Annotated in this window: 17 protein-coding genes; 4 read left to right on the forward strand and 13 right to left on the reverse strand. The window is 62.3% G+C overall.

The window, feature by feature from the left end; genetic code table 11:
• Nucleotide 1: 1 nt before the first annotated feature.
• Nucleotides 2-838: an ABC transporter permease gene (locus ACEN2T_RS20335; RefSeq protein WP_442117400.1), complete on the forward strand. Its 837-nt coding sequence runs from the start codon at nucleotides 2-4 to the stop codon at nucleotides 836-838.
• The gene (locus ACEN2T_RS20340) at nucleotides 835-2,379 is read left to right on the forward strand and encodes an ABC transporter ATP-binding protein (RefSeq protein WP_442117401.1); all 1,545 of its coding nucleotides are present in this window, start codon (nucleotides 835-837) and stop codon (nucleotides 2,377-2,379) included. Before ACEN2T_RS20335 ends, ACEN2T_RS20340 begins: the two co-directional genes overlap by 4 nt.
• On the opposite strand, the gene ACEN2T_RS20345 is transcribed toward ACEN2T_RS20340, so the two are convergent.
• From ACEN2T_RS20345 to ACEN2T_RS20365, 5 genes are read right to left on the reverse strand one after another with little or no spacing between them, the layout of a single operon-like run.
• Nucleotides 2,376-3,332 (reverse strand): ABC transporter permease, encoded by a 957-nt coding sequence (locus tag ACEN2T_RS20345; RefSeq protein ID WP_442117402.1) that lies wholly within the window; start codon nucleotides 3,330-3,332, stop codon nucleotides 2,376-2,378. The genes ACEN2T_RS20340 and ACEN2T_RS20345 overlap by 4 nt on opposite strands.
• Nucleotides 3,329-4,912, reverse strand: coding sequence for an ABC transporter substrate-binding protein (locus ACEN2T_RS20350; protein ID WP_442117403.1), 1,584 nt, complete (start codon nucleotides 4,910-4,912; stop codon nucleotides 3,329-3,331). Before ACEN2T_RS20350 ends, ACEN2T_RS20345 begins: the two co-directional genes overlap by 4 nt.
• Complete coding sequence (locus ACEN2T_RS20355; RefSeq protein WP_442117404.1) at nucleotides 4,912-6,096, reverse strand: LLM class flavin-dependent oxidoreductase; 1,185 nt, start codon at nucleotides 6,094-6,096, stop codon at nucleotides 4,912-4,914. The genes ACEN2T_RS20350 and ACEN2T_RS20355 overlap by 1 nt, the downstream gene beginning before the upstream one ends.
• A 21-nt stretch (nucleotides 6,097-6,117) precedes the next feature.
• Nucleotides 6,118-7,194, reverse strand: coding sequence for an ABC transporter substrate-binding protein (locus ACEN2T_RS20360; RefSeq protein WP_442117405.1), 1,077 nt, complete (start codon nucleotides 7,192-7,194; stop codon nucleotides 6,118-6,120).
• A complete protein-coding gene (locus ACEN2T_RS20365; RefSeq protein WP_442117406.1) occupies nucleotides 7,191-8,552 on the reverse strand; it encodes an amidohydrolase in 1,362 nt (453 codons plus the stop codon). Before ACEN2T_RS20365 ends, ACEN2T_RS20360 begins: the two co-directional genes overlap by 4 nt.
• A 267-nt stretch (nucleotides 8,553-8,819) precedes the next feature.
• Here ACEN2T_RS20365 and ACEN2T_RS20370 point away from each other — a divergent pair, with 267 nt between their 5' ends.
• Complete coding sequence (locus tag ACEN2T_RS20370) at nucleotides 8,820-9,896, forward strand: sigma-54 interaction domain-containing protein (protein ID WP_442117407.1); 1,077 nt, start codon at nucleotides 8,820-8,822, stop codon at nucleotides 9,894-9,896.
• 13 nt (nucleotides 9,897-9,909) lie between these two features.
• On the opposite strand, the gene ACEN2T_RS20375 is transcribed toward ACEN2T_RS20370, so the two are convergent.
• The 7 genes from ACEN2T_RS20375 to ACEN2T_RS20405 form a co-directional block, all read right to left on the reverse strand.
• Entirely contained in the window at nucleotides 9,910-10,713 is an 804-nt protein-coding gene (locus ACEN2T_RS20375; protein WP_442117408.1) for an ABC transporter ATP-binding protein, read from the reverse strand.
• 17 nt (nucleotides 10,714-10,730) lie between these two features.
• Entirely contained in the window at nucleotides 10,731-11,486 is a 756-nt protein-coding gene (locus ACEN2T_RS20380; RefSeq protein ID WP_442117409.1) for an ABC transporter permease, read from the reverse strand.
• Nucleotides 11,483-12,265, reverse strand: a complete 783-nt coding sequence (locus ACEN2T_RS20385) for an ABC transporter permease (protein ID WP_442117410.1) — start codon at nucleotides 12,263-12,265, stop codon at nucleotides 11,483-11,485. The genes ACEN2T_RS20380 and ACEN2T_RS20385 overlap by 4 nt, the downstream gene beginning before the upstream one ends.
• A 142-nt stretch (nucleotides 12,266-12,407) precedes the next feature.
• Complete coding sequence (locus tag ACEN2T_RS20390; RefSeq protein ID WP_442117411.1) at nucleotides 12,408-13,583, reverse strand: MFS transporter; 1,176 nt, start codon at nucleotides 13,581-13,583, stop codon at nucleotides 12,408-12,410.
• Between the two features lie 8 nt (nucleotides 13,584-13,591).
• A complete protein-coding gene (locus ACEN2T_RS20395) occupies nucleotides 13,592-15,835 on the reverse strand; it encodes a TonB-dependent receptor (RefSeq protein WP_442117412.1) in 2,244 nt (747 codons plus the stop codon).
• Nucleotides 15,836-16,134: 299 nt separating this feature from the next.
• Nucleotides 16,135-17,196 carry an ABC transporter substrate-binding protein gene (locus ACEN2T_RS20400; protein WP_442117413.1) on the reverse strand — a complete coding sequence of 354 codons (1,062 nt, stop codon included), beginning with the start codon at nucleotides 17,194-17,196 and terminating at the stop codon, nucleotides 16,135-16,137.
• Nucleotides 17,197-17,208: 12 nt separating this feature from the next.
• Nucleotides 17,209-18,339 carry an LLM class flavin-dependent oxidoreductase gene (locus tag ACEN2T_RS20405; RefSeq protein ID WP_442117414.1) on the reverse strand — a complete coding sequence of 377 codons (1,131 nt, stop codon included), beginning with the start codon at nucleotides 18,337-18,339 and terminating at the stop codon, nucleotides 17,209-17,211.
• 267 nt (nucleotides 18,340-18,606) lie between these two features.
• Between ACEN2T_RS20405 and ACEN2T_RS20410 the strand changes: the two genes are divergently transcribed.
• Nucleotides 18,607-19,341, forward strand: a complete 735-nt coding sequence (locus ACEN2T_RS20410; protein WP_442117415.1) for a class II aldolase/adducin family protein — start codon at nucleotides 18,607-18,609, stop codon at nucleotides 19,339-19,341.
• Nucleotides 19,342-19,429: 88 nt separating this feature from the next.
• On the opposite strand, the gene ACEN2T_RS20415 is transcribed toward ACEN2T_RS20410, so the two are convergent.
• Nucleotides 19,430-20,491 carry a dihydroorotate dehydrogenase gene (locus ACEN2T_RS20415; protein WP_442117416.1) on the reverse strand — a complete coding sequence of 354 codons (1,062 nt, stop codon included), beginning with the start codon at nucleotides 20,489-20,491 and terminating at the stop codon, nucleotides 19,430-19,432.
• Between the last annotated feature and the right edge of the window lie 11 nt (nucleotides 20,492-20,502).

A 20,502-nucleotide genomic window follows, 5' to 3' on the forward strand; every position in this document is an offset into this window, starting at 1 on the left:
CATGCGGTCTTTTCCCTGGCGCGCCCTGGCGGCCAATCGACAAGTACGCCAGGGCGCCGGCCTGAGCCTACTGGTAATCGGCCTGGCGCTCGTCGGGCCGTTGCTGGCGCCCCACGGCGTCAGCGAATTGCTCGGGCCGGTGTACGGCGCGCCTGCGGCTGGCGCGCTGCTGGGTTACGACTACCTCGGACACGACGTACTGTCGCGTGTGCTGGCGGGCGGCTGGAGCGTTGTGTGGATGTCCTTGTCGGCAGCGATCCTGGCCTTGTTGGTGGGTGTCAGTCTGGGGTTGCTTGCCGGATTTTCCCGCGGTCCACTGGACCGGTTGATCCGCTGGAGTGCCGACCTGTCGCTGGCATTTCCCGAGTTGATACTGGTGCTGCTGGTGGTGTCGCTGCTGGGACGTGAACCGTGGTTGATCGTACTGACCGTGGCCTTTGCCTTTTTGCCTGGCATGATTCGCCAGACGCGTGCCAGCACCCAAGCCGTGGCGGAGCAGGAGTACATTGAGGTGCTGCGTGCCATGGGGTTACCGTGTCGACACCTGTTGTTTCGCGAGGTGCTGCCGAACATCCTCACGCCCGTGCTCGTGCATTTCGGCAGCATGCTCACCTGGGCCATTGGTATTTTGTCGGGGCTGAGTTTCCTTGGCTACGGCGTGGCGCCACCGGCGGCGGACTGGGGCCTGATGATTAGCGAGAATCAGGGCGGGCTGGTCCTGCAACCCTGGGCTGTGCTGGTCCCGGCCTGGCTGATTGGCGTGTTCGCCTACGCCTGCAATATGCTCGTCGAAGGCATCGGCCGGGTGCGTGCCGGCGTATTGGAGCACACGCCATGAAGCCGTTGCGCGTAGAAAACCTGCGGGTGCAACTGGACAACGGCAGGTCGGTTATAGCCGACATTCAGTTTGAATTGAGCGCGGGGGAAATCCTTGGGCTGGTGGGTGAGTCCGGCTCGGGTAAAACCACCCTGGCCACCGCGCTGCTCGGTCATGTGCGCAAGGGCGCGCAGCTCACGGAGGGGCGGGTGATTGTCGCCGGCGTCGACCTGCTTAGCCTCCAGCGTGAAGCGTTGCGCAACGCTCGTGGCGGCTTGATTGCTTATATCCCCCAAGACCCTGCGATGGCGCTCAACCCGGCGTTGCGCATCGTAAGCCTGCTGCAAGAGACCTTGGCGGCCCATGCGCCGACTTTATCGCGCGCGGCGCGGCAACAGCGCCTGCGCGATACCCTGAAGCAGGTCGGGTTGCCGGATGATGCGGGCTTCCTCCGACGGTTTGCCCATCAACTGTCGGGCGGTCAGCAGCAACGGGTATTGCTGGCCCTGGCGTTTATCCTGCGGCCAAAGGTGGTGGTGCTGGATGAGCCGACCACCGCATTGGATGTCACGACCCAGGCGCACTTTCTGGCTTCCCTTCGTCAGTTGTGCAAAATCCAGGGTGTGGCGGCGGTTTACGTTTCCCACGATCTGGCGGTGGTCAAGTCCCTCGCCGACCGCGTGATGGTGCTGTACGCCGGCAGGGTGGTGGAATGTGCCGAGACCGCGCAGTTGTTTCGCCAGCCTGCCCATCCCTACAGCCAGCGGCTGGTCGCGGCGGCCACGTTGGTGGCCAGGCCATCGACATCGCTGACGCCGCAACCAGTGCTGCTGGCGGTCAGCGAGCTGGCGGTAAGTTATGCAGGGCGCCCCGTCGTCGAGGGGGTGAGCCTGCAGTTGCATCCGGGCGAGTGCCTGGCGTTAGTGGGTGAGTCCGGCTCGGGCAAAAGCAGCGTGTCACGTGCGTTGGTCGGGCTGGCGCAGGACGCCACTGGGCAGTTGCAATTTGCCGGTGAGCCATTGAGCCTGACCGTGGGCGCGCGCCCGGCGGAGCAGCGACGCCGTATTCAGTACATTTTCCAGAACTCTCTGCGTGCGCTGAATCCGCGTCACACTGTTGCGCAAAGCCTGGCCACGCCGTTGTGGTATTTCTTCTGTCTCAAGGGTGCCGCGCTGCGCCAGCGTATTGAGCAGGCGTTGCTCAGAGTGGCGCTGCCCGTGGCCATGGCTGATGCCTACCCCGGCAGTTTGTCGGGAGGCGAACGCCAGCGCGTGGCGATTGCCCGCGCGCTGGTATGTGAGCCCCGGCTGCTGATTTGTGATGAGATCACCTCCGCCCTGGATGTCTCGGTGCAAGCGTCGATCTTGGCGCTATTGCGAGGTTTGCAGGATGAAGGAATGGCGTTGCTGTTCGTCACCCATGACCTGAACCTAGTGCGGGCGGTGGCGGATCGGGTGGCGGTGCTCAAGGACGGCAGGCTGGTGGAGCAGGGCACCGTTGCCGAGGTGTTCGAGCAACCGCGCGCGGCGTACACGCGGCAGTTGCTGGAACAGACGCTTTAGGGCCGCAAACGCTGGGTGCGCAGAGTCGGAATAGACAGTGTGGCCAGTAGATCCGCGAGCAGATTCACGAGCACCACAAATGCTGCTATCGCACTGACCCCGGCCTGGATCACAGGCACATCGCGCCGGCGAATGGCGTCGTTGAGCAAGCTGCCCACCCCGGGAAACGTAAAGGCGATCTCCACCAGCAACGTGCTGCTGAAAAACACGCTGAGCGTCAAGGCCAGCCCCTGGATCAGCGGCAGCACGGCATTGGGTAAGGCATGCCCGAGCACCAGTCGCCAGGATTGCAGGCCACGCAGGCGCGCGGCTTCGACGTAGTCACTGTGCAACGCTTCGATCATCGCTGCACGCACCAGGCGGATCAGGTACGGCGCGCCGGCCAGTACCAACGTCGCCACCGGCAGTACCAGGTAGCGGCCCTGCGCGAATGCCGAGCGCTCCGGATCCAGTAGCGATACCGCCGGCAGCCAGGTGAGCACGCTGGTGGAGAACAGCATGATGAGCGCAATCGCCAGCACAAACCCCGGCAGCGACTTGAATATCACCAGCACCGGCAAGGTCAGGCGGTCGATCCAGCGGTCGCGGTACAGCGCCAACAGCGTACCCAACCCCACGGCCAGCAGCAGATCGCACAGCGCAACCAGGCTGAGCAGCGCAAGGGAGTTGGCGAAACGCTGGTCGAGAAGTTGGGTCACCGCTACCTGTGAGTCCAGCGACAGGCCGAGGTCGCCACGCAACGCCGCGCCGAGCCATTGCAGGTATTGTTGCCACAACGGCAAGTGCAACCCCAATTGCTCACGCAGCACCTGTAACGACTCCTCGGGGGCGCCGGGCCCGAGGATCACCCGGGCCGGGTCCGAGGGCAGCAGGCGGATTGCCAGGAACACCAGCACGCTGATCAATAACACCGTGCCGAGCCCGGATAACAGGCGCCGTGCCAGCCAGCTCACGCTGGTTCCTTGAGCCACAGGCTGTCGAAGCGCCAGGTGGGGAACAAGGTCTTCTCGGCCTGGGCGCCGCCGACGCGGTGTCCGATACCATCGAGCAGGTTGGCGTAGCCCCAGATCAGCATCCCGCCCTTGTCGTGCTGAATCTGTTGCGCTTCGTGCACCAGCACACGGCGTTTTTCCAGATCGGGCTGGGCCAGGGCCTCCAGGAACAGGCGGTCGAAACGCGGGTCGCTGAAATGGGTTTTATTGGCGACGGAGACCGGTGCGTCGGAGTGCAGCCCGCAGGTCAGGAACGGCGCACCGATGCTGCCTCCGGTGCTCAACGGCCACTGGGTCAGCTGCGGGCCGTTAAAGGTGGCGCTGTCCACTTGGCGCACGCGAATGTCGACGCCGGCACGCTTGGCCTGTTCGGCGAATACCAAGGCCGAAGCGACGGCGCCGCTGTCCTGGTCTGCCACCAATTCCACGCTCAGGTGTTCCTGGCCGGCCTCGCGCAGCAGGGTTTTGGCTCGTTCCAGGTTGTACGGACGTTGCGCGATGCTGTGGTTGAAGGTCGGATCGTTGGGTGCGTACAAGTCGTTGGCCACGCGGCCCTGACCGTTGAGGGCGCGCGCCACCAACTCGTCGCGGTCTGCCATAAGACGAAAGGCTTCGCGCACCCTGGGGTCGTCGAACGGCGCCTGGCTGAGGTTCATGTCGAAGGTCAGCCAGTTGCCGGTCACGGAGGTCAGCACCTGCAGTTTCGGATCGGCCTGGACCAGGCGCAGATGTTCGTTGGCCAAGCCGTTTGCCAGGTCGATCTGCCCGGATTGCAGGGCCGCCAGGCGTGAGGTCTGATCCTTGAAGTCGATGATTTCCAACTCATCGGCATAGGGTTTGCCGGCTTTGTAATAGTTCTCGAAGCGGGTGAACAGCGACCGTTGGCCAGCGGTGAAACTCTTGAGCTTGTAGGGACCGGCCCCCACCGGGTTGGTCACCGGGTGATAGTCCACCGGCACAATGCCGCCGAAGTTTACCCAGGTTTCCGGCAGCGGCACGAAACCGGCACCGTCCTTGAATCGCACGCGAAGGGTTCGCTCGTCCAGTTTCTCCAAGTTGTCACGGTCGATCCAGTGCAACAGCGCCGCATAGGGTGAGGCCAGTTGCGGATCGGTGAGACGGCGGATGGAGAACACCAGATCGTCTGCGTCGATGGTCTTCCCGTGGTGGAACTCCAGGTCCTTGTGCAGGCGCAACGTCCAGGTGCGTGCGTCGGGGCTGACCTCGGCCTCTTCGGCCAGGGCCAGACGCGGCAGCATGTGCTCGTCCCATTCCCACAGTTTGCTGTAGAGCGCAAAGCCGCGAATGATGCCGCTGCCCACGGGTTTATGGGCGTCAAGGTTGCCGCTGCGACTGCCATCGATGACCCCCAGGCGCAAGCGCCCGCCATACTGCGGGCTGCTGGGCGCAGTGCTCGTTTTGGCCTGCGGTGTCGCACCGTCGCCACAGGCGCTTAGCAGGCTGCTGCCCAGAACCAGGCCGGAGCCTAGGGTCAGGCTGTTGCCGAGGAAACGGCGGCGGCTGAAATACGTCTGGTCCATTACGCCACCTGTTCGGTGGCGTGCGTCGGCTGCCGAGCAGCAGGCTGACGCAGATGGCGGAAATGCGGGAGGATATGCTCGCCCAAGCGGTAGTTTTCTTCCAGATGCGGGTAACCGGCGATGAAAAACAACTCGATGCCCACCGCGTTGTACTCCTGAATGCGCTCGACCACTTGCGCGTAGCTCCCCACCAGCGCCACGCCCGGCGGTACGCCGATGTAACCGAAGCCTGACCACACATTGGGGTGGATGAAAAAGTCGTCAAAGCTCGCCGCCTGTTTTTGCGCGTACTCCTGTTCAAAGCCCAGCTTGCGTGCCGAGCGCAAGCCATCGTGGGCGGCAAGTTGCTGGACCACGCCTTTGGCCAGGCCTTCGTCGAAGAAGCGGCTGGCTTCGGCGCGGGCCTCATCTTCGGTAGGGCGGGTGACCACGTCCACCGACAACCCGAAGCGCAGCTTGCCGTTGCCATGGGCCGCGGCGCGTTGACGCACGTCCTCTATCAATGCACGGATTTCTTCCGGCCGCTCGGCGCGCATCAGGTAGTAATCCGCATGTTTGGCGGCGAATTCACGCGCCGCTTCCGAAGAGCCTGCGGTACAGATCAACGGCAGCTCGGCTTTTTTCTGCGGCCCGCGCAGGCCGCCGCCTTCGGCGCTGTAATAGCGCCCAGCGTAGTGAAAACTTTCGTGGTCCCAATAGCCCTTGACCACGTCCATGAACTCGGTGGCGCGCGCATAGCGGTCGTCGTGACCGGTGACGTCGCCGACCTGGCGCTGCATCACTTCGGAACCGCCGTTGATGATGTTCCACACCAGGCGGTTGCCGCTGGCGCGCTGGTAGGTGGCGGCCATTTGCGCGGCCACGAATGGAGAGAAGTGAAACGGCTGGAAGGCACTGACGAACTTCAGCGTGCGGGTTTCCCGAGCCAGCAGCGAACACACGGTCCAGGGCTCTTCGCCGCTCGGCGCATTGACCATAAGCACACCGCTGAAGCGATTGATTTCTGCGGCGCGAGCGATCTGCCCCAGGTAGTCGATGTAGGTGAACGGGTCGCCCACGGCAAAGTCAGAGACGGCGCCGGTGTTGTTCGCAGGTGCTTGCCAGTCGCCCCGATTGCGCGGGTCGCCGGGCAGGAATTGGGTTTCGCCATGCAGGGGCAGGCGGGTGAAGAAGTCGATGCTCATCAAGCGATCTCCGGGAAAGGGTTAGCGGGCGCTTTCGACCTGCGCCTTGAGGTTGGGCCACAGGTCCACCAGCCCCAGGTCACGAATGGCCTGGTTGGTGAAACGGGTGGCCAGGGACTGGCTGAGGTCGGGCTGGGTGCTGATCAACTGGTTGTTCAGGGCGTACTGGGACAAGGCGGCAAAGTGCTTGAGTAACTGCGCGTCGGTTTTCGGCGCCCAGCGCTGGGCCCATGGCACCGGGTCGCCCTGGTCGTCGCGGCGCAAAACGCTTTGTGGGGTGCCGGCCAGGGACGAGAAGCGGTAGTACTCATCGGCGTTGTGTTCGTCAGCCAGCCATTGGCTGGCTTTCACCCAGGCGGTAGCGACCAGTTGAGTCAACTGCGGCTGACCATCGACAAAGCGCTCGGTACCCCACAGATCCGACACCAGGCGCCAGTCGGTATCACCCTGTTTGCTCGACCAGAGCACCCGGCCCACTTGCTTGTCTTCCAGCAGGTACGCCTCGCTGAGTAGCACCGCGGCATCGACCTTGCCCGCCGACACTGCAGCCGCGCCGACTTGCGGGTTGATATTGGCTATTTTGAAATCCTTGAGCGCCAGGCCCTTGCTGGCCAGGAACTCACTGAAGGCGAACTCCCATGGACGGCCACGGTGCAGGGCCAGGCGTTTTCCCTTGAGGTCTTCAATGGTGTGCGCCGGCGAATCCTTGGGCACTACCAGGTAAATGTTATTGCCGCTGCCGCCGGGCACCACCAGTTTGCCCGTCACGCCACCGGCCAGGGCGATAACCGAGGGCAGGTCGCCACGCACGGCGAAGTCCATGCCATTGTTGGAAAAACCCTCGTTGATTTGCGGGCCGGCATTGGCGTGGGGCAGGGCTTGCCACTCGAGGGCTACGCCACGTTTTTTCAGTTCCTGTTCCAGCCAGCCTTCTTCGATTACCCGCCCGGGAATGCCACCGAATACCGGCTTGCCGCCCTGGGTGAACGAGACAATACCGATGCGCACCCTATCGGGGGTATCTGCGGCCCAGGCCGTCAGGAGCGGGCTCAGGGCCAGCGCCAGTGTGGCGATCAGGCGTTTGTAAGGCAGGTTCATGGCTGTACTCCAGCAGGCAGGTTGAAACCGTTGTTGGCCAGGTAGGCCAGGGTCACGCGGGACAGCGCACGTACACCCACCGGCAGGGCGTTGTCGTCCACCAGGAATTTGGGCGAATGATTGGGCCAGGTATGGGTCGGGTCGATACCGTCGGGGGTTACGCCGAGGCCGAAGAACACGCCGGGGATCCTGCGCGAATACTCGGCGAAGTCGTCAGCGGCATAGACCCCGGACTCGATGTCCACCGGCAGCGAGGTAGAGGCCTTGAGCTGGGGCAGCAACGCGTCCACCAGGGCGCTGTTGTTGTAGCCGGCAGGATAGGTGGGCGTGACGTCGATATTGGCAGTGGCGCCGGCACTTTCCGCGATTTTGCTGGCGGTGCGGCGCAGGCGTTCGATCACATCGTCGCGTTGGTCCTGGCTCAAGGTGCGCACGGTGCCTTCCAGACGTACCTGGGCGGGGATGATGTTGCTGCGTACGCCTGCGTCAATGCGCCCGACCGAGATGACCGGCGCCGGTAACGCCACTAAATCCATCTGCCGGCTCGGGATGGTTTGCCAGCCCAGGACGATCTGCGCTGCCAGCGGGATCGGGTCGATGCCGGCCCACGGGAAGGCTCCGTGGGTTTGCTCGCCGGTCACCGTGGCCACGAAGGTATCCGCTGCCGCCGTGGTGCGCTGGCGACTAATCGACAGCGCCCCCGAAACGCCCGGCCCCACATGCAGGCCAAAAATCACCGCGGGCGCCGGATCAGCCAGCACGCCTTGTTCAATCATCAGGCGCGCACCACCTTTTTCGCCCACCGGTACACCTTCCTCGGCGGGCTGGAAGATGAACTTGACCGTGCCGGGCAGGCTGTCCTTATGTTTGGCCAGCACTTCGGCTACCCCGAGCACAATGGCGATATGGGCGTCATGGCCGCAGGCGTGCATCACGCCGACGGTCTTGCCGGCCTGGCTGAGATCGTTGCCGCTGTAGGGCACCGTGACAGTGGACGCATAGGGCAGGCCGGTCTGTTCGGTGACCGGCAGCGCATCCAGCTCCGAACGGATCGCCACCACCGGGCCGGGTCTGCCGCCGCGCAAAATCCCTACCACGCCGGTATGGGCCACGTCGGTCTGTACCGTAATCCCAAGCTCGCGCAAGCGTTTGGCGACACGCTTGGCGGTCTCGAATTCGCGATTGCCCAGCTCGGGATGCTGGTGAATGGCATGGCGCAGTTCGATCAGTTGCGGGGTCGCACGCTGAATGTCCTGTTCCAGTTGGTTCAACCGCTGCGGGTCGAGTTCGGCAGCGCTTGCCAGGGGCAATGCCAGCAGTGCGGCGATAAAGGCAGGCAGGGGGCGGATCAATTTCATGCAAAAGCCTCGGAGGTCAAACGACGAATACCGGGCTACAACGCAGAATGCATGCCAGTCACCTCAAACCCTTGTAACCGGCGCTTTGGCTAGTTTTTAGAGTGGCTTCTGCTGATCAGGCAGCGACCTATTGCTGATGGATTGCTGCTCCAGCAGCAGGCATTTGTATATTCCTTAATTGAATATATAAATATTAATTAATAATTATTTTATCTATGTGGCTTGGTTCAATATGACGCCCAAGTACTTTGGACACAGGACCGTAAGATGTCATTGCTCACCCACCCTAACGCCCGTGAACTGAGCAAGACGGTTCGGGCCACCGTACTGGTTTTCAAAGACCCGCGGTCCCAGGAACTGCTCAACCGTATCGAGCGCCTTGCCCCCAGCGAAGCCAACGCGTTGATCATCGGTGAGACCGGCACCGGCAAGGAACTCGTGGCGCGCCAGATTCACAATTTGAGCCGACGCAGCCAGGAGAACTTTGTCGCGGTCAACTGCGGTGCCTTTCCTGAAACCCTGGTGGAGAGCGAGCTGTTCGGCCATGAGAAAGGCGCTTTCACCGGCGCCACCCAGAACAAGGCAGGCTGGTTTGAAGCGGCCAATGGCGGCACGCTGTTCCTGGATGAAATCGGTGACTTGCCATTGGGCATGCAGGTCAAGTTGCTGCGGGTGCTGCAAGAGCGTGAGGTGGTGCGCCTGGGCTCGCGTACGCCGATTCCGATCAATGTGCGGCTGGTGGCGGCCACCAATATCAACCTGGCTGACGCGGTGGTGGCGGGCAATTTCCGCGAGGATCTGTTCTACCGTCTGCATGTGGCGACCATCCGTTTGCCGCCGCTGCGCGAGCGACCGGGAGACATCCTGCCGCTTACCGAGTTCTTTGTTGCCGAACACTGCCGGCGCCTGGGCTACAGCAGTGCACAACTGAGCATCGAGGCCGAACGCAAACTGCTTGCCCACAATTGGCCGGGTAACATCCGCGAGCTGGAGAACGCCATTCACCACGCCTTGCTGGTGTGCCGTCAGCAGTTGATCCAGCCGGGGGATTTGCACCTGGTGGAAATGAGTGCCGCGGTTCGCCAGGAAATCCAGGCGCCCCTGGGGCTGTCAGCGGCTGGAGGGGATCTGGAATCGGCCTTGATCAGCCTGTTCGAGAAGAACCTGGACAATCTGTTCGATCACATCGAAGAACGCGTCTTTCGCACGGCCTATCAGTTTTGCCATGGCAACCAGTTGCAGACCGGGCGCCTGTTGGGCATCAGCCGCAATATCGTGCGTGCGCGGCTGGAGAAGATCGGTGAGTTGCCACCCATCGGTGGCTACCCGGTCAAGCCTGAGTAAGGGGAGGGCGGCATCAAACGTGATGCTCCCCCAGTAATTCGCTGCGCAGTTGCACCTTCAGCCCGTGCAGGTGCGGGGACAGAGGGTCCCTAGGGTGGGGCAGGCCCACCTTGATTTCCCGCCGAATCTTCCCAGGGTGCGCCTGCATCACAATCACCCGGTCCCCCAGGTAAAGCGCCTCTTCGATGTCATGGGTCACCATGATCACCGTACAACGTTGCTGCACCCAGATGCGTTGCAACTCCTGTTGCAGGTACACGCGGGTCAACGCATCCAGGGCGCCCAGTGGCTCATCCAGCAACAACACTTTCGGCGTATTGATCAGCGCGCGGGCGATGGCCGCGCGTTGGGCCATGCCGCCTGATAGTTGATGCGGGTAGGCGTCGGCAAAGCCTTCGAGGTTGACCTTGGCGATATGTTCGTCGACCAGTTGCTGTTTGGCCGTAGCGCTCAGGCGATGGTTTTTCAGGGCCAGGGCAATGTTCTGACTGACGGTCATCCACGGGAATAAACGGTGGTCCTGGAACACGATGCCACGGTCCAGGCTGGTGCCGGCCACAGGTTGACCGTCGAGCTGGATCTGGCCCTGGTAGTCGTTGTCCAGGCCGAGGATCAGCCGCAGCAACGTGGATTTTCCGCACCCGCTGGGACCGACGATGCTGACGAATTCCCCCGGCGCGACCTTGAGGTCGATTCCGTCAAGCACCCTGAGGCGCTGGCCCTTGAGGTTGTAGTCCTTGCTCAGCCCTTTGATCTCAAGGGCGCCGGGCAAGGTGTGGGGGGTAAGCGAAACGATGTCCGGTGCGATTGCAGTCATTTCCAAGCCTTTCAAAGTCAGGGGCGCCAGCGCAGCAGGTAGCGGCTTAGGCAGGTGAATAACAGGCTCATGCCGTAGCCCAGGGCGGCGATGCTGATAACGCACAACAGGATGATCTCCATCCGCGCGCCAGCTTCGGCATTTATCATGAGGTTGCCTAGCCCTGGGCCGGCAGACAGGAACAGTTCGCTGCCCACCGCCGTGACCCAGGCGAACGCAATCGCCTGCAGCACGCCGGTGCACAGGCTCGGCATCGCGGAGGGTAGCAACACCAGGGCGAAGCGCTGGCGGCGGGTAAGGACCAGGGCCTGGGCCACTTCCAGATAACGGTGGTCGACCTGGCGCAAGCCCTCGAAGGTGTTGAGCGCCATCGGATAGCAGGCAGCCAGTGCGATGATCAATACCTTGGAGCTTTCGCCATTGCCGAACCACAACGCAATCAACGGTATCCAGGCAAGCATCGGTACTTGGCGCAAGCTGTGGAACAGTGGCGCGATCAAGCGCTCACCCCAGACTGACAGGGCCATGGCGGCGCCCAACAGTACGCCGGCAACCACGCCGAACAGCAAGCCCTCGCTGGTGCGCAACAGGCTGGCCAGCAGGTTGGTCAGCAGTTCTCCGTTACCGATGACCTCCAGCAATCCGGCGCCGATCTGTGCCAACGGCACTAGCGCATAAGCGCCGCTGGCACCGCGACTGGAGGCGTAGTCCCAGGCCACCAGCAACAGCAGCGGCAGCACACAGCCACGTGCGTATTTGAACCCCGAATTCATGGCACCACCCCTGCCGGTCGCCAGCGCTGCAAGTGGCGCTCAAGGCGGCGCAACGACCAGTCCAGCGCGAAGCCGACAATGCCGGTGACTACGATGCCGACCATCACCACATCGATACGCAGCATCTGCCGCGCCATTTCGATCATCTGGCCCAGGCCGCTGTCGGCTGCCAGCAGTTCGGCGGCGACCAGCACCACCCAGGCTCGGGTCAGGCCGACGCGCAGCCCGGTGACGATCTGCGGCGTCACCGCCGGCAATGCGACTTCCTTGACCAGAATCAGCCAGGGCAGACGATACACCGCCGCCACTTCGAAATAGCTGCGAGGAATACCCTTGACGCCTTGGCTGGTGGCCAGCGCGAGGGGGAAGAATGTCGCCTCGGCAACGATGACGATCTTGAACACTTCATCGATGCCGAACACCAGCACCAGCAACGGGATCAGCGCCAAGCTGGGGATCTGCCGCAGGCTGTGGAACAGCGGCCCGCAGTAAGCTTCCACGGTCTTCGACAAACCCATCAGCAGGCCAAACAGCAACCCGCTGGAGGCGCCGATGCTCAGGCCAAAGCCCAGGCGGCCGAGGCTGGTGAGCAAGTGGTCCGGCAACTCGCCGTTGCCCACCAACAGCTCGAAGGTGCGCCACACCTGCAACGGGGGCACCAGCAGCTGCCGAGGGAACACGCCGGCTGCGGCGACGCCTGCCCACAGTGCGAGCAATGCCAGCGGCGAAATAAGCCAATAGAGCCTGGACGCAAGCGCCGGCAGTGTAAATTTGCGCATGGAAACACTCTTGTCAGTCTGCTCGCTGCAGCTGTTGCAGCTTGTATGCCAAGCCTCAAGGCCCCGCAAAGACAGGTGGATGAAGACAGTCGCGCTGCTGCGTATGCAACGCGCTGCTGGAGCACTGCTGCTGGGGCAGCAATCAGGCCGGCGCAGGCACCTGGCGCCGCGCCGTGTGCCAGGCCGTGGCGATCACCAGGATCAGCGCCCCCCAGCACACAAACAGCGGGCCGATGCCGATCATGTAGCTGATCAACCCGCCTGCCAGGGCGCCTACGAAACCGCCGGCCATAGAGGCGAGGTGGAACAGACCCGATACCTTGCTCTTGTCCTGCACCTGCTGGCTGAGCATGTTCATGTTCAGCAGGTGCAAACCGGCCGCTGCAATGCTCAGCAAAACACCCGCCAGTGCCAGCCAGATGAAATCCTGAGACAGCCCGATCAGCACCAATGCCGACACGCCGAGCGCCAGGCTCATACCGTAGGCCAGGCCCAAGCTTAGGTGACGCAGCACATACCCCAGGCCGAACAAGGCCATCACCGCGCCGATACCTTCGATCACCACCAGTGCCACCGCGCGGTCTTGGGACAAGCCCGTTTCTTGCAGCGCATACAGGATGATGAAGGTGCTGAACACTGAGGTGGTAGCGCTGTTGAGTGCTTCCATGGCGCACGGTTCTCGGATATTGCGATGGCTAAGCAGTGTGCGGGCTTCGCCGAACATGGCCGACAGGTTGACGGCCGGCGCTCGCTCACTGGGCGGCTCGCCTTCCCAAAAGCTCAGGCTGTACACCGCCATCGCGCCGAAGCACAGGCTGATCAACGTGAAGGCCCAGTGGAACTGACCCTCGGTGCTGAATTGATTACCCAGCAGTGGCCCCAGCAGGCCCAGACCGAGGGTCAAGGCACCGCGATACCAGCCGGCCTTGCTCAACCCCAGATGCCTGAGCTCGCGCAGGAACGCGCTGTTCATCGCCACGATACGGAACGGAATAAACAGCCCGATCAACCACTGCGCCAGGGCCAGCCACAGCCACCCGCTGAACACCGGGATCAGCAGGTTGACCAGCATCGGACCAAGGCTGGACAGGAAGTAAATAGGCCTGGCTCCATAGCGCGCGATCACGAACCCCGCGGGCAAGGTTAAAAACACCATGCCCAGGGATTCCATGGCCGAGATGATCCCTACCTGCATGGCATTCGCCCCCAGCGACAGGGCGTACAAGGTCGTGACAATCTTGGCCATACCGATGGTGGCGCCACTGAAGGTGGCGAGCAGCATGAAGTTGACCAGGAAACCCGTGCGAGAAGTTGTCATGGGAGGACTCAGAACTTCGCCGTCACGGTGACACCGGCCGTACGCGGATCACCAAACGCGGCCCAGTACGGCGCGCTGCCGCGATTGAGGGACAGACCATGAGTCTGGTATTGCTTGTTGGTGAGGTTGTTGACGAAGCCGGTTATGTTGTATTTCTCATCCGCCGTGGTGTAGCTCAAGTGCGCATTGCTGACGGTGTAACCGCTCTGGTTGAGCCAGGACCACTGCGACTGTTGGTAGGCCGAGATGAAGTATTCCTTGCTCTGGTAACGCAGGTCGCCACCTAGCACCAACGATCCGGGAATATCCAGCGGGAAGCGGTAGTCGGCACCCAGTGCGTAGGTGTGGCGTGGCGCACGGATAAAGCTGTTGCCTTTCCACAAATCGCCGGTGAACTCACTGCTGAACACCGATGCTGCCAATTGCAGGTGCAGGTTGTCGGTGGCCTGGGCTTCCAGTTCGAACTCCGCACCACGAGCCTTGCCTTCGGCGCCGTTGGTCAGCAACGACACCAGGCTGCCGCTGGCGGTGGTGGTCGTGGCGCTGACCTGCATGTCCTGGTAGTCGTAGTAGAAGATGTTGGCGTTGGCATGCACACGGCCATTGAGCCACTCGGACTTGAGCCCCAGCTCATAGGAGTTGAGGGTCTCTGGCTTGACCGTACTCAACTGTTCCAGGCTGCTGGACAATCCGGTGTTGAACGCGCCAGAGCGGAAGCCTTTGGCGTAGCGTGCGTACACTCGTAGGTTGTCGTTGATGCGGTATTCCGGGGTCAGGTCGTAGGTCACTGCGCTCCAGGTCTTGTTGCGCTGGGCGTTGCCGTTGGTGGTGGTGCCTGCGGCAGTCACGTCCACCGGGTTTTGCAGGGAGGCGGCATCCCACCAGTCGCCACTGAAGTTACTGCCGGTGGTTTGCACCAGGTCCAGGTCGATGTCTTTTTTCTCGCGGGTCCAGCGCAGGCCGCCGGTCACGGTGAACTGGTCGGTGAAGTCGTAAGCCAGGTTGCCGAACAGCGCGTAGCTGGTGTTCTTGTGATCGAACGAAGTGCCGGTGTAGCTGGCTTCCGAGGCGCCGGCATCCGGCAGCGCCGAGGTAGCTCCAGCGCTTTGCAGGTCTTCATGGAAGAAATGCGTGCCGAGGATCCAGCGCAGGGTTTCGCTGGTGGGCGAGGCGATACGGAATTCCTGGGAGTACTGGCGCCACCTGTTGTTGGTGTAGCTGCGGCCGCTTTCTACGGGGGACAGATCGTCGTCGCCGATCGCCCGCTGTTTGGTTTCGTCGTAGGCACTGATCGATGTCAGGCGGTAGTCGCCCAGGTCGTAGCTGAGGGTCAGGGACGTGCCGTCGTGTTCGATTTTCGATTGGTTGTCGACGTTGCTGTCGATGTAACGATGGTCCGGGTTGCTGCGGCTATAGCCACCCAGCCACGGGAAACGGCCTACCGGCAACAGGCCCGCTGCGGTGCCGCGGGTCTGGCTGTCGTGCAGGCTCCACAATGCGGTGAGGTTGGGGTTGAGCTTGGCGAGAAACTGTACGCGTACGGCTTTGTTGTCGACGCGGTCGTAATCCTTGTCGTCGTAGACGTTTTTGATAAAGCCGTCGCGCTCCTTGGAGTACAACGACACGCGAGCGGCCAGGCGGTCTTCTACCAGGGTACCGCCGAGCGCGCCGTTAACGATTTTTTCGTTCTTGCTGCCGTAGCCGAGGGTCGCGTAGCCGTCGTTTTCGAAGGTCGGTTTTTTGGTCAGAATATTCACCGCGCCGCCGGTGGTGTTCTTGCCATACAGGGTGCCCTGCGGGCCGCGCAGGATCTCGATGCGGTCGAGGTCGAACAGCGGGTCTCCGCCGGCCAGCGGTGCGTTGAGGTAGACGTCGTCGACATACACGCCCACCGGAAAGACCGTGGCGGCGCCCTGATCACCCGTGCCGACGCCGCGAATGTACCAGCGCGGCCGTGCATCGCCATCGGGGTTGTTGGCCTGGGCGTTCGGTACGAACTTGATAGCTTTGCCGATGTAGTCGGTACCGGTCTGGCCAAGGGTTTCCCCCGACACTGCGCTGACGGCGTTGGCGATGTCCTGCACGCTTTCTTCGCGACGCTGGGCGGTGACCGTCACCGATTTCAGCGTGGGCGCGGTGTCTTGTTCGGCGGCGGGCGCTTGCTCCTGCGCCAGTGCAGGCAGGCCGTGTAAAGTGCCCGTCAAGGCTGTGGCCAACCAGATGCTGCGGGTGATCCTGTTAATGCTGTGCATAACCCCTCCGAAAGTAATTTACCTGTCGCTTTTCGGTTTGCTTAAGTTGTCTTTTTAATGGGCTGCAAACCTTGAAAGTAACTGTGTATAGCAGAGGGTGTGCCAAGTTTTAATATCGGTATAAGTTACTGATTTAATTCAATTAATTTATTTTTTTAAGTCAGGTTTTCAACTGCTCTCAGAAGGCTTGCTGCCCCAGCAGCAGTGCGTCAGCAAGCGCTGTTTTAAATTTCAACAGGGTCAGTTTCAGGCAGGCGAAAAAAAGGCCGGTAGACCGGCCGAGGTTGCGCGACATGAAACTAGACCGACAATCTTGAAGTGGCCCCCAGGACACTTTCCAGCACGCTGAAATCAATCCAGTCACGCACATCGAAACGGCGCGGGATGAAGTGCCAGCGATGCAGGAAGTCTGTGAAATCCTGCAGCGCCAGGATCGACTGTTCGTCGAGCATTGTGCGCAGGCGCCGATGGGCATCTTCGCCGTAGGCGGTGGCAACCCAGTACTCGCTGGTGTTGAGTTCGCGGGCGAGGAATTGCCGGGTTTTTTCGGGGTTGGCCCATGCCCATTGTTCAGCGCGCAGCACGCAGTCGACGATGGTTTCCGCCGCGTCGAAATGATGTTCCAGCAAGTGCTGATCGACGGTAAGGGTACGTGGCGTACCGTTGTTGGATCGGATCATCGGGTCGGGGTGCGAGCCGGTGTCGATAACGATGTGCAGGCCGAACTCATCGGCCAGTTGCACGGCGTGGGCGCCCTTGAGAAAAATCGCATCAATGTCGCCGCGCAGCAGGCCGATCAATTCGTTGTTGCGCCGTTGAGTACGATTGAAGCCGAACGATACCTGGGCGCCGTGGACATGGCGCACCTGTTCGTCGCTGTAGGTGCCGCCGTAAGGGTAGTCCACCAGGTCAACGTCGCTGACGCTCATGCCTTCGAGCTTCAGCGCATTCTCCAGCCCACGCAGGGCCTGGGCACGGGTGAAGTCGATTTTCACATTGGCCCACTTGGGGATCCCGAAGCGACGGTGCTTGAGGTCGCGGACGGTTTTGACTCCGCTTTCGACGGTGGTCAGGATCAGTTGTACTTCATCACTCCACGATAACCCCAGCAGGCGCGTGTCGCTGCCATTGGCATAGGCCCAGATCGCCGGAATGTTGCCGCCATGACGGACCGAACTGGGCAGGTGATGGTCGAAGTGCGCTTCGCGAATATCCCGTTCACTGGACTCGCGTAGCGCCTGGATCGTGGTGCCTGACGGCAGGAATGCCTCGGCCAGGCGCCCGGATTCAACCGCAATGCCGAGGCCTGTGGGGACCGGGCTGTGGGTGTACCAGAGGGTGTCGAGAGGTGTTTTGCTCATGGTAATCCTTGTTCAGCGCGACGGGCGGTCATGGACCAGCGGCAACACTTCCTGGCCGATTCGCAGGGCTTCTTCCAGGTGTGGGTTGCTGGCTAGGATAAAGGTCGAGAAGCCTGCGTCACGGTACTCGGCCAGGCGTTCGGCGACATTCTCATGGCTGCCCACCAGGCCCACGGTAGGGCCGGGCTTGGCCTTGGCGAAACCGGCCCACAGGTTGGGGCCGATAATCAGGTCTTCGAAGCGATCGACGTTCTGGTGATAGGCCGTCTGGCGTGCCGCTCCCACTGAATCGGAGCCGCCGACGAAAGCCTTGGCCTCTCTGCTGCTGCGATTGCCTACGGCATCGAACTGGCGACGCAAATCACGCCAGGCCGCTTCTTCGGTTTCCCGAGCGAACAGGTCGACGCGCAGTCCGAAGCGGACTTCGCGGCCTTCCCGTGCTGCGCGTTCCCGTACGCGTTCCATGTGCGGTTTGAGGGTGTCAAGGGGCTCGGCCCAGTTCAGGTAAACATCAGCGTGTCTGGCGGCCACGTCCAGCGCCGGTTCGGAAAACCCGGAAAAGTACACACCGGGCTTGCGCTCCTCGCGCAGGCCGGGAGGCAGGGCGCCATTTTCCAGTTGGTAGACTTGGCCGTCATAAGAGAACTGCTCGTGTTCCCACAGGCCCTGGATGATGTCGAGGAATTCACCTGTGCGGCGGTAGCGCTGGTCATGGTCGAGGAAGTCACCCTGGGCACGCTGGCTGGCGGGATTGCCGCCGGTAATGATGTTCCAGTCCAGACGGCCGTGGCTCAGGTGCTGAAGGATGGCAGCCTGTTGCGCGGCATAGGCGGGCAGGGTCCAGGTGGCCTGGAAAGCGACCAGGAAGCGGATGCGCCGTGTCTCACGGGCCAGGGCCGCAGCGACGATCCAGGGCTCGGGGCCGGTGGGCAACAGTGCGCCTTCGAAACCGGCCAACTCGGCGGCTTTGGCCACTTGGGCGATGTAGTCGATGTAGGTAAAACCGTCCGGCTGACCGTTGGGCCGATGGCCAGGGGCGATATGCCCCGGGCTCGAATTGAAGCTGCCGCGATTGTGCAGGTCTGTACTCAGTTGCTGGCCGTCGGTGCCCAAGGGCAACCGCCAAAAAAACTCCGTGCTCATGCAGACTCCGAAACGAAATGGCAATAGCCGTGGCTGTTGTAAGCCAAGTAGCAACGCCCATGCCATACCCGCATAGCGGTGTAATCACGGGCCCAATCCTGACATGAGCCGGGCCAGGTGCTGCTGTGGCAGCAGTCAGTCAGCAGCGGCTGCTGTGGAGTCAACACTGGCGGGCGCGCACCCTGCGGATCACGGGCGTGCGGCGGCTGGCACAACTCGTGCTGTGGCGTTGGGGTGACTATTTCACCTGATCATGGAGTTCAAGAAATGAGCAAGCCTGCCCCGTTGAGTGAAGCCCAACTGCAACAGGTCGAACAGACCAAGCGCGACACCGCGAAAATTTTCAGGGTCTTGAAAGAGACCCGCACGCTGACGGCGACCAATACCTTCCAGGCCCATGTCCGTGTGCCGGGCACTGACCTGTTGATCGTTGTAGCCACTCCGGGACCCTGGGACGATAACCAAAGCATCCGCGCAGTGGTCGCCAGTCATGACGGCGTGGTGCATCTGGATGAGTTTCTTCCGGCAGGCACGCCACTGAGCGAAAGCCGCCAGGGTGGTGGTGGTCGGCGCTACGCAGAGGTGTTTCGCGCAGCGCCCCAGATCAATGTGGTGATCCATGTGCACACACCGTACCTGGGTGGCTGGGCGGCCGCGCACAGGGCGTTCCCGCTCAACTATGCGGCGGCACAAAGGGTGACGCTCGCCCGCGAGCTGCCGGTGTATATCGACCGCCGCCAAGCGGAGTCAGGGTTCATTCTCGATGCGCTCGCCGCCGACCCTCATGTGCCGGCGGTGCTGGAAGCCAATGGCGGCGCGACGTTCTTTGGGCCGCAGCTGCTGCAATCGGCGCAATGGATCCTGCTGTTTGAAGAGGGCGCCTACTTCCAGACCCTGGGGGAAAACCTGGGCGGTGTGCAGCCGTTCGGCGAAGGTGTGCTGGAGCAGCAGTGGCGCATGACGGGGTTGTGGGAGGAAGGGCGCAAGCTGATTCAGCACTGAGGCTGCCCCCATGACATCCCTGGTTCCCCCCCGACTTCCTACGGCAACATCAATCGCCAACTGTCAGTGATCTCCCGCCCAAGCCGTTTCAGCCTAGAGACCCTGGGCACTCCGGGGCGAAGTGCTTCCACCAGTCCGGTCGATCGGGTTGCTGTTGATAGGTCTGCACCTGGTCCGCCGCGCTGCCCAGCAGTTGCTCCACGCTGAGTCCGCGGCGCAGCGTGTACTCATCCAGTTCGTTGACCGCGCGGGACAGCACTTCATAGCCGCCTGTGAACACGGCGGAGGTCATCTCGGTGGCGCAGGCACCTGCCAGCAGCAGGCGGGCGACGTCCAGGCCATTTCGCGCGCCGTTGGTGGCGATCAGCGGATAGTCATCACCCATGGCCTTGCGCGTCATCATCAGCCAGCGTGCGGTCAATGGCAGCGCCCAGGCCCCGCCGATGGCGGCGCTGGTGCCGAGCAGCGGTAACCCCGTTTCGAGGTCCGGCAGGAACCCCATGAAGCGTCCCATCACTACCACGCTGTCTGCGCCACCACGGCGAGCGGCCTGGGCCAGCCCGACCACGTCCTCGCTCTGCCCGGTGAGTTTGACCCACAGGGGAAGGGTGGTGGCCCGGCGGATGCGCGCCACGATGGCCTCGATGCGCTGTGCGCCGCGCTCCAGGACGATGGCGCCCTTGGCGGCTTCATCGCCATGGGGCGCTCCGATGTTCAGCTCCATCACGCGCAGTCCCGCTTGTTCGATTTGCCTCGCGTAGTCTGCACACTGTTCAAGGTCGCTGAGGATCAGGCTCGGCACCACGTAGGCTTCCTGGGCCCGTGCTTGCACATCCAGCGTCGCCAGCTCTGCCAGCCATTCGGCAAAGTCGCGCTGCACCAGCCCGGAACGACCGAACAGGCTGGCGTCGGGCGGCGGTGAGAAATCCCAAGGCAGTCGATTCCAGCTGGCGTCCAGCAGCACATAGTCGGTTTTGTCCAACTGCTGTTTGGCGGCCACCGATTCGTTGGTGGATTTGGCTACTACCGCACCTGCGCCGCTGGCCAGCGCTGCGCGGATCGCGTCTGGCGTCATGGTCTGTTCGCCGGCACCACAGATGACGGGGTTCTTGAGCAGGACCTGTCCTATTCGTGTGATCAGTCGTGTCATGTCGATTTAGC

The sequence above is a fragment of the Pseudomonas sp. W22_MBD1_FP4 genome, assembly GCF_052113765.1.
Lineage (GTDB): Bacteria > Pseudomonadota > Gammaproteobacteria > Pseudomonadales > Pseudomonadaceae > Aquipseudomonas > Aquipseudomonas sivasensis.

Bases quoted from the DNA above. Each gene is read 5' to 3' on its own strand.
- ACEN2T_RS20405 (WP_442117414.1), bottom strand. From the start codon at position 18,339: ATGAGCACGGAGTTTTTTTGGCGGTTGCCCTTGGGCACCGACGGCCAG.
- ACEN2T_RS20375 (WP_442117408.1), bottom strand. From the start codon at position 10,713: ATGACTGCAATCGCACCGGACATCGTTTCGCTTACCCCCCACACCTTG.
- ACEN2T_RS20365 (WP_442117406.1), bottom strand. From the start codon at position 8,552: ATGAAATTGATCCGCCCCCTGCCTGCCTTTATCGCCGCACTGCTGGCA.
- ACEN2T_RS20380 (WP_442117409.1), bottom strand. From the start codon at position 11,486: ATGAATTCGGGGTTCAAATACGCACGTGGCTGTGTGCTGCCGCTGCTG.
- ACEN2T_RS20370 (WP_442117407.1), top strand. From the start codon at position 8,820: ATGTCATTGCTCACCCACCCTAACGCCCGTGAACTGAGCAAGACGGTT.
- ACEN2T_RS20355 (WP_442117404.1), bottom strand. From the start codon at position 6,096: ATGAGCATCGACTTCTTCACCCGCCTGCCCCTGCATGGCGAAACCCAA.
- ACEN2T_RS20390 (WP_442117411.1), bottom strand. From the start codon at position 13,583: ATGACAACTTCTCGCACGGGTTTCCTGGTCAACTTCATGCTGCTCGCC.
- ACEN2T_RS20395 (WP_442117412.1), bottom strand. From the start codon at position 15,835: ATGCACAGCATTAACAGGATCACCCGCAGCATCTGGTTGGCCACAGCC.
- ACEN2T_RS20340 (WP_442117401.1), top strand. From the start codon at position 835: ATGAAGCCGTTGCGCGTAGAAAACCTGCGGGTGCAACTGGACAACGGC.
- ACEN2T_RS20415 (WP_442117416.1), bottom strand. From the start codon at position 20,491: ATGACACGACTGATCACACGAATAGGACAGGTCCTGCTCAAGAACCCC.
- ACEN2T_RS20350 (WP_442117403.1), bottom strand. From the start codon at position 4,912: ATGGACCAGACGTATTTCAGCCGCCGCCGTTTCCTCGGCAACAGCCTG.
- ACEN2T_RS20410 (WP_442117415.1), top strand. From the start codon at position 18,607: ATGAGCAAGCCTGCCCCGTTGAGTGAAGCCCAACTGCAACAGGTCGAA.
- ACEN2T_RS20335 (WP_442117400.1), top strand. From the start codon at position 2: ATGCGGTCTTTTCCCTGGCGCGCCCTGGCGGCCAATCGACAAGTACGC.
- ACEN2T_RS20360 (WP_442117405.1), bottom strand. From the start codon at position 7,194: ATGAACCTGCCTTACAAACGCCTGATCGCCACACTGGCGCTGGCCCTG.
- ACEN2T_RS20400 (WP_442117413.1), bottom strand. From the start codon at position 17,196: ATGAGCAAAACACCTCTCGACACCCTCTGGTACACCCACAGCCCGGTC.
- ACEN2T_RS20385 (WP_442117410.1), bottom strand. From the start codon at position 12,265: ATGCGCAAATTTACACTGCCGGCGCTTGCGTCCAGGCTCTATTGGCTT.